Source organism: Xanthomonas sp. 4461, assembly GCF_024806475.1.
Lineage (GTDB): Bacteria > Pseudomonadota > Gammaproteobacteria > Xanthomonadales > Xanthomonadaceae > Xanthomonas > Xanthomonas arboricola_F.
In genome coordinates this window covers 1,804,231-1,812,080 of the sequence record NZ_JANTYV010000001.1, presented here as the reverse complement: position 1 = coordinate 1,812,080, position 7,850 = coordinate 1,804,231, and the positions used below count along the sequence as shown (strand labels likewise).

Genomic DNA, 7,850 nt, shown 5'->3' with positions numbered 1-7,850 from the left:
CTGCCCTCGGCAGGTAGGTGTAGCTGCCTGCGCCTGCGCTAGCGCCTCGCTCTGCACGCTTCGCCAACAGACCCACACCGACCACTTCGCCCAACCCAACTCCCGTAATGTGCGCAAAGCTCCAATGTGTTGCGGAGCTGAGGATCATAAGTGCTGCTCGAAGCACTGTGACGCGATGCCTCACGCCACGGCGCCATGACCGATTGTCTAGGTCAGTCAGCGTTTTCAACGCTCTGTAGGCACGTCGAGGAAACGCCGTCAGCGCCAGCGTCCACACAGTGTCACGCTCGCCTACTTCAGGCATCCAAAGGCTGCGGTACTTTGACCGTGATTGCCTCTGGCCTGACGAGCTTTGAGCATCCACGGCAACTGCCCAAGCTGTCAGCGCTGTCGTTGCGCAGCCAGCCTCATCGCTTTGCCTGCATTGCCGACATACAAACACCGCACCCCATTGGTATCTGGGCACAACAAAAACCCCGCCTCGGCGGGGTTTTTGCCTCCTCAGCGCGCTAGTAGGGAATCCAGCGAGGGATGTTAATCGCCCAGTGTCAGTAGCGAGGCATTGCCGCCTGCTGCGGTGGTGTTGACGGTGACGACCTTTTCTGTAGCAAAGCGGAGCAGGTAGTGCGGTCCACCTGCTTTCGGACCGGTGCCGGACAGGCCCTGGCCACCGAACGGCTGCACACCGACCACGGCACCGATCTGATTGCGGTTGACGTAGACGTTGCCAACCGCGACGCGGGACGTAATACGGTCGATGGTTTCGTCGATGCGCGAATGCACGCCTAGCGTCAGGCCGTAGCCGGTTGCGTTGATCTGGTCGATGACGGCGTCGAGTTGGTCGGCTTTCCAGCGAATGACATGCAGCACAGGTCCAAAGACCTCGCGCTGCAGCTCCGCGAGCGACGCCAGCTCGTACGCACGTGGGGCGAAAAAGCTGCCATTGGCAGTGGCTGGATCCGGGGTAGTGGTGCCGATCAAACGCGCTTCGCGATCCATGCGCGCTGCATGATCGTCGAGGATCTTGAGCGCATCTGCATCGATTACTGGGCCAACGTCAGTCGAGAGCAGGCCAGGATCGCCAACCTTCAGCTCGCCCATTGCACCGGCGAGCATGGTCATGACCTTGTCGGCGATGTCGTCCTGCACGAACAGCACGCGGGCCGCCGAGCAGCGTTGGCCGGCGGACATAAAGGCGCTGGAGATCGCGTCCTTGACGACGGCTTCCGGCAGCGATGAGGAGTCGGCGATGAAGGCGTTCTGGCCACCGGTCTCGGCGATCAGCACGCCGATGGCGGCGTCGCGCGCGGCCAGGGTACGGTTGATGACGCGTGCGGTTTCGGTGGAACCGGTGAACGCCACACCCGCCACGCGCGGATCGTTGGTCAGTGCAGCGCCCACGGTAGCGCCATCGCCGGGCAGGAATTGCACGGCAGCCTCCGGTACGCCCGCCTCGTGCAGCAGCTTCACCGCTGCGTAGCCGATCAGATTGGTCTGCTCGGCGGGCTTGGCGATCACGCTGTTGCCGGCAGCGAGTGCGGCGGCGACCTGGCCGAGGAAAATCGCCAACGGGAAGTTCCAGGGACTGATGCAGACGAAGACACCGCGACCGTGCAGTTGCAGTTCGTTGGATTCGCCGGTCGGCCCGGGTAGGCGCTCGGGTGCGCCGAATTGCGCACGTGCCTGGCCTGCGTAGTAGCGCAGGAAGTCGACCGCCTCGCGCACTTCGGCCACGGCGTCGGACAGGGTCTTGCCGGCCTCTTTGACGCAGATGGCCATGAACTCGGGCATGCGCGCTTCGAGCAGGTCGGCGGCATGCTCCAGGATGGTGGCGCGGCTCGCCGCCGGAGTGCGGTTCCAGCCCGGTTGGGCTGCAGCCGCCGAGGCGAGCGCCTTCTGCACCGTCGCCGGATCGGCCGCTTGCCAATGGCCAACGGTCTCGCGGCGATCGGCCGGGTTCAGCACTGCTTGGCTCGGCGTGCCGATCACCGCACCCGGTACCAGCGGCGCCGCCTTCCATGGTTTGACGGCGGCATTGAGTTGCTCGGCCAGCTGCCGCAGATCGTTGTCGTTGGCGAGATTGGCGCCCATGGAGTTTTTCCTGTTCTGGTTCTGGCTGCGCAACAGGTCGGTCGGCAGCGGGATCTTGGGATGCGGGATGGAAGCGAACGACGACACCGCCTCGACCGGATCGCGAATCAGGTCTTCGATGGCGACGTCCTCATCGGTGATGCGATTGACGAAGCTGGAGTTGGCGCCGTTTTCGAGCAGGCGACGCACCAGGTAGGGCAGCAGATCTTCGTGCGAACCCACCGGTGCATACACGCGGCATGGCAAGCCCAGACGATCGGCGGGAATCACCTCGGCATACAGGTCATCGCCCATGCCGTGCAATTTCTGGTGCTCGTAGGTCTTGCCAGCAGAGATCGCGCGTACCGCGGCGATGGTCTGCGCGTTGTGAGTGGCGAACATCGGATACAGCGCGTCGCTGTGCGCAAACATGCGCCGTGCGCAGGCCAGGTAGGACACATCGGTGTTCTGCTTGCGCGTAAACACCGGATAGCCGGGATGACTTTCGATCTGTGCGCGTTTGATTTCCGCATCCCAGTACGCGCCCTTGACCAGGCGCACCGGGATGCGACGCCCGACGCGCCGCGCCAGGTCGGCCAGGAAATCGATCGTGTAAGGCGTGCGCTTCTGGTAGGCCTGCACTGCCAGCCCGTACCCTTCCCAGCCATCGAGCGACGGATCGGAGAAGGTGGCCTCGATGATATCCAGCGACAGTTCCAGACGATCGGCTTCTTCGGCATCGACGGTGTAGCCAATGCCGTAGGACTTGGCCAGCTGCGCCAGCTCCAGCACGCCCGGCACAAGTTCGGCCATTACGCGTGCGCGCTTGGCGTGTTCGTAGCGCGGATACAACGCGGAGAGCTTGATGGAAATGCTGGGTGCGGCGAACACATCGGTGCCGACGAAGCTGCCGCTGCGGCCGATCGCGTGGATGGCGTCGCGATACGCCTGCAGATAGCGCTGGGCGTCCTTCATGGTCAATGCGCCTTCGCCGAGCATGTCGAACGAATAGCGGTAGTCGGCGTTGTCGCCCTTGCGCGAACGCGACAGCGCCTCGCCGATGGTACGGCCCATGACGAACTGGTGGCCCATGATCTTCATCGCCTGCCGCACGGCCAGGCGAATCACCGGCTCGCCAACGCGGCCGATCAGGCGCTTGAAGGCACCGGGCACATCCGCACGGGTGAGGTCGTTGAGTTGTACCAACCTGCCAGTGAGCATCAGGCCCCAGGTCGATGCATTGACCAGCACCGAGTCGCTGCCGCCCATGTGCTTTTTCCAGTCCGCATCGCCGAGCTTGTCGCGGATCAGCTTGTCTGCGGTGTCCTGATCGGGAATGCGCAGCAAGGCTTCGGCCACGCACATCAGCAGCACGCCTTCCTCGCTGCCCAGATCGTACTGGCGCATGAAGGCTTCGATCACGCCCTGATCCTGCGCGCGGGCACGCACGCGGGTGACCAGATCGGCGGCCAGTGCCTGCACCTTGGCCTGTTCTGCGGCTGGCAAGCGTGCCTGGTCGAGCAGTTCGTGCACGTGTTCGGCTTCGTCCTTGAGCCAGGCAGCGGTGATGGCCGCGCGCAATGCACCGGGCGCGACCGGCAATTCGGGCGCGAGCAGCGGCGGCGCTGGGGCGGTAGAGGCAAGTGGGTCGAGCTGAGCGTTCATACGAGAAGTGCCTGGGAATCTTTGCGCATTCTAGAGAGACCTGGCACCGGCACACTTGTGTGGAAGCGGCAGCTTTCCCGCCGTTTTGTGCAGGTCGCCCACACGTGTGCTGGCGTGCGGGTTCGAGGGCGCGCGCGGTCGGCCACTTCGGTGAAGTAATTGATTTCCACGCATTTTTAGCTGCACTGCAGCAAATCGTCGATCGGCGGAAACGCTTGCCGCATGCGTTCGAGCGGGTCTACCATCGGGCTGTTCCCGCAGCGCGCTGCGTGTTGCCAATGATCGAAGTGCTGCCGTTGATGTCCGAAGGGGTTGGGACGCAATTGCGGTTGCGGCCTCCGCGGGCGCTGTCGGCAAGGCAATTCGTGCTGCTGTTTGCAGTTCTGGCAGGAACGATGTGGTTATTTGCGGGCCTGGGGTGGTGGACCGGCAATGCATTCGCGCCGGTATTCGCCCTGTTGCATAGTGGTGTGGTGGCGTTGGCGCTACGGCAGTTATGGCGAAGTGGCGAGCGCGAAGAAGCGATCCGGGTAGGGGAGACCGCCGTTGAGGTGTTTCCGTCCGGCCATGCGCCACCAGCGTTTCAGGCACATCCGCACTGGGTGCGGCTATGCATGGAACGCGACGACAGGGTGCTGTTGGTGAGCAGCGGCAGGCAGATCGAGATCGGAAGTTTTCTCGGGCCGGCCGAACGTGTGGAACTGGCAGATACGCTGAAACGCTTGCTCGCGGCCGCCAATGGCCGTCACCGATGACGTAAGGGTCTAGGCAATGACGCAACGCAGCAGCTGGAAGTCGACGTACACAAGGTTGAGTCTGGCGCTGGCAGCGCTGGTCGGCACACCGCTCGCGTGGGCGCAATCGGCCGATCCCAAGGAATGGCAGCTCAATATGGGCCGCGGCGTCACCCAGACCGCGCGCATGGCCTATGAGGCGCACATGGTGGCGCTGTGGGTCTGCGTGGTGATCGGTGCGCTGGTGTTCGGGGCAATGGGCTATGCGATCTTCAAGTTTCGCAAGTCCAAGGGCGCGGTGGCTGCACAGTTCAGCCACAACACGCGCGCCGAGGTGCTGTGGACAGTGATTCCGGTATTGGTGCTGATTGCGATGGCATGGCCGGCGACGGCCAAGCTGATTGCGATGTACGACACCCGCGAGTCGGAAATGACCGTCAAGGTCACCGGCTACCAGTGGATGTGGAAGTACGAATATCTGGGCCAGGGGGTGGAGTTCACCAGCCGTCTGGCGCGCGAATCGGACCGCATCCGGCAAAGCGGCGAACGTCCCACCGTGGCGTCGCAGCCGCATTATCTGCTCGACGTCGATAATCGCCTGGTCTTGCCGGTCGATACCAAGATCCGTTTCGTGATCACCGCCGACGACGTGATCCATGCGTGGTGGGTGCCTGCACTGGGCTGGAAGCAGGACGCCATCCCGGGCATCGTCAACGAGGCGTGGACCAACATCGAGCAGCCGGGCGTGTATCGCGGGCAGTGCGCCGAGTTGTGCGGCAAGGATCATGGCTTCATGCCGATCGTGGTGGAGGCGCTGCCCAAGGCCGAATTCCAGCGTTGGCTGGCGTCGCGTCGCAGCGCTGCCGGTACCGCACCCGCTGCATCGCCGGCAGCAACTCCGACGCCGGCTGCACCAGCGACAGCACCCACAGGTGAGGCTGCGCCTGCGGCAGCACAACCTGCCGCACCGACCGCCGCTCTCTAACACCGCTCGCAACCGTACCGCTTCGCAGAGGTCGTTCCGTCATGGCGCATACCGCAGTCGATCACCACGGACACCACCAGCCCGGCTTCGTCGAGCGCTGGTTCTTTTCGACCAATCACAAGGACATCGGCACGCTGTATCTGCTGTTCTCCTTCGTGATGTTCATCATCGGCGCGGCGATGAGCGTGGTGATCCGCGCTGAACTCATGCAGCCCGGGCTGCAGTTCGTCAAACCCGAATTCTTCAACCAGATGACCACCGTGCATGCGCTGGTGATGATCTTCGGTGGGGTGATGCCGGCCTTCGTCGGCCTGGCCAACTGGATGATTCCGCTGCAGATCGGCGCACCGGACATGGCGTTGCCGCGCATGAACAACTGGTCGTTCTGGTTGCTGCCGGTTGCCTTCACCTTGTTGTTGCTGACGTTGTTTTTGCCCGGCGGTGCGCCTGCCGGCGGCTGGACGCTGTACCCGCCACTGTCGCTGCAGGGCGGCTACAACGTGGCCTTCAGCGTGTTTGCGATCCACGTGGCCGGCGTCAGTTCGATCATGGGCGCGATCAATATCATCGCCACCGTGCTCAACATGCGCGCGCCCGGCATCGATCTGCTCAAGATGCCGATCTTCTGCTGGGCGTGGCTGATCACTGCCTTCCTGCTGATCGCGGTGATGCCGGTGCTGGCCGGTGCGGTCACCATGCTGCTGACCGACAAGTTCTTCGGCACCAGCTTCTTCAACGCGGCCGGCGGCGGCGATCCGGTAATGTACCAGCACATCTTCTGGTTCTTCGGGCACCCGGAGGTCTACATCATGATCCTGCCGGCGTTCGGCGTGGTCAGCGAAATCATTCCCACCTTCAGCCGCAAGCCGCTGTTCGGCTATCAGGCGATGGTCTATGCGATCGCGGCGATCGCGTTCTTGAGCTTCATCGTGTGGGCGCACCACATGTTCACCGTGGGCATGCCGCTCGGTGGCGAAATCTACTTCATGTTCGCCACGATGCTGATCTCCATCCCGACCGGGGTGAAGGTGTTCAACTGGGTCAGCACGATGTGGAAGGGCTCGCTGACGTTCGAGTCGCCGATGCTGTGGGCGGTGGCGTTCGTGATCCTTTTCAGCATTGGTGGTTTTTCCGGCCTGATGCTGGCGATCGTGCCGGCCGACTTCCAGTATCACGATACCTATTTCGTGGTGGCGCATTTCCATTACGTGCTGGTCACCGGTGCGGTGTTTGCCCTGATTGCCGCGGTGTATTACTGGTGGCCCAAGTGGACCGGGCGCATGTACAACGAAGCCTGGGCCAAGTTCCATTTCTGGTGGACGATGATCTTCGTCAACCTGCTGTTCTTCCCGCAGCACTTCCTCGGGCTGGCCGGCATGCCGCGGCGCATCCCCGACTACAACGTGGTGTTTGCCGACTGGAACCTGGTCAGCTCGATCGGTGCGTTCGGCATGTTTGCCACGCCCTTCCTGATGGCCGCCATTCTGTTGGCGTCGCTGCGTAGCGGCGCCCGTGCCGATGCGCGTGCCTGGGAAGGTGCAAAGGGGCTGGAGTGGACAGTGCCTTCGCCCGCGCCTGCGCACACCTTCACCGTGCCGCCGGTCATCAAGCCTGGAGATCTTGCGCATGAAGACATCGGCCACTGAGTCGGCGTCGGAGCCGGCGGTGACGCGTCTACTTTCCGCTGCCGAGCGGCAGGCGCAGCAGCGGCGTGCGGTACGCCGCACCGCAATCACGGTGGGCATCATTGCGCTGCTGATCTATGCCGGCTTCATCGCTTCGGGCGTCATCGGCCGATGACTGCGCGCGCGCCCACGCATGCGCCGACCGCTGGCTTATTCAAGCTGCTGGGCGTGGTGCTGGGCGTCTTTGTGCTGACATTTTCGCTGGTGCCGCTGTATCGCATCGCATGCGAAAAAGTCTTCGGTATTCGCATGGAGCGCGCACCGGGGAGCGCCCGCGAAGGTGCGTCCAAGGCGGTGGGCGGTGGCAAACGCACCGTGCGCGTGGAGTTCGATGCCGGGGTCAATTCGAAACTGCCGTGGACCTTTCATCCCGAGCAGATGACGATGGACGTGGTTCCGGGAGAGCTCAACGAGGCGCTGTATTTTGCGCGCAACGACAGCAAGCGCGCAGTGGTGGGGAGCGCGGTGCCATCGGTTGCGCCGGCGCGAGCGTCCGGCTATTTCAACAAGACCGAATGCTTCTGCTTCACCGCGCAGACGCTGCAGGCCGGGGAGAAGCGCGACATGCCGCTGCGTTTCATCGTGGACCCTGCGCTGCCTGCGGAGGTCACCACAATCACGTTGTCGTACACGTTCTATCGCAATGACGCGCTGACCTCGGAACTGCAGGGCGGTGCCGTGTCCGGCACGCCGCGCGCGGCACCGTAACCT

The 7,850-nt window shown here is 63.4% G+C and carries 6 protein-coding genes; 5 read left to right on the top strand and 1 reads right to left on the bottom strand.

Annotated elements, in window-relative coordinates; translation table 11 throughout:
- Window positions 1–534 precede the first annotated feature (534 nt).
- Window positions 535–3,735 carry a bifunctional proline dehydrogenase/L-glutamate gamma-semialdehyde dehydrogenase PutA gene (gene putA / locus FHY19_RS07810; RefSeq protein WP_259163727.1) on the bottom strand — a complete coding sequence of 1,067 codons (3,201 nt, stop codon included), beginning with the start codon at window positions 3,733–3,735 and terminating at the stop codon, window positions 535–537.
- Between the two features lie 278 nt (window positions 3,736–4,013).
- Between putA and FHY19_RS07805 the strand changes: the two genes are divergently transcribed.
- Genes FHY19_RS07805 through FHY19_RS07785 form a run of 5 tightly spaced genes read left to right on the top strand, consistent with a single transcriptional unit; the run spans window position 4,014 to window position 7,847 of the window.
- Window positions 4,014–4,490, top strand: coding sequence for a DUF2244 domain-containing protein (locus tag FHY19_RS07805; RefSeq protein ID WP_170068618.1), 477 nt, complete (start codon window positions 4,014–4,016; stop codon window positions 4,488–4,490).
- 16 nt (window positions 4,491–4,506) lie between these two features.
- On the top strand, window positions 4,507–5,454 hold the full coding sequence (gene coxB / locus FHY19_RS07800; RefSeq protein WP_259163717.1) for a cytochrome c oxidase subunit II: 948 nt from the start codon (window positions 4,507–4,509) through the stop codon (window positions 5,452–5,454).
- A gap of 41 nt (window positions 5,455–5,495) precedes the next feature.
- Window positions 5,496–7,100: a cytochrome c oxidase subunit I gene (gene ctaD, locus FHY19_RS07795; protein ID WP_046964238.1), complete on the top strand. Its 1,605-nt coding sequence runs from the start codon at window positions 5,496–5,498 to the stop codon at window positions 7,098–7,100.
- On the top strand, window positions 7,081–7,254 hold the full coding sequence (locus FHY19_RS07790) for a hypothetical protein (protein WP_003484652.1): 174 nt from the start codon (window positions 7,081–7,083) through the stop codon (window positions 7,252–7,254). Before ctaD ends, FHY19_RS07790 begins: the two co-directional genes overlap by 20 nt.
- Window positions 7,251–7,847, top strand: a complete 597-nt coding sequence (locus tag FHY19_RS07785; RefSeq protein WP_259163694.1) for a cytochrome c oxidase assembly protein — start codon at window positions 7,251–7,253, stop codon at window positions 7,845–7,847. Before FHY19_RS07790 ends, FHY19_RS07785 begins: the two co-directional genes overlap by 4 nt.
- Window positions 7,848–7,850 lie beyond the last annotated feature (3 nt).

Coding starts and splice junctions, on each gene's coding strand:
- putA (WP_259163727.1), bottom strand. CDS start 3,735: ATGAACGCTCAGCTCGACCCACTTGCCTCTACCGCCCCAGCGCCGCCG.
- FHY19_RS07805 (WP_170068618.1), top strand. CDS start 4,014: ATGATCGAAGTGCTGCCGTTGATGTCCGAAGGGGTTGGGACGCAATTG.
- coxB (WP_259163717.1), top strand. CDS start 4,507: ATGACGCAACGCAGCAGCTGGAAGTCGACGTACACAAGGTTGAGTCTG.
- ctaD (WP_046964238.1), top strand. CDS start 5,496: ATGGCGCATACCGCAGTCGATCACCACGGACACCACCAGCCCGGCTTC.
- FHY19_RS07790 (WP_003484652.1), top strand. CDS start 7,081: ATGAAGACATCGGCCACTGAGTCGGCGTCGGAGCCGGCGGTGACGCGT.
- FHY19_RS07785 (WP_259163694.1), top strand. CDS start 7,251: ATGACTGCGCGCGCGCCCACGCATGCGCCGACCGCTGGCTTATTCAAG.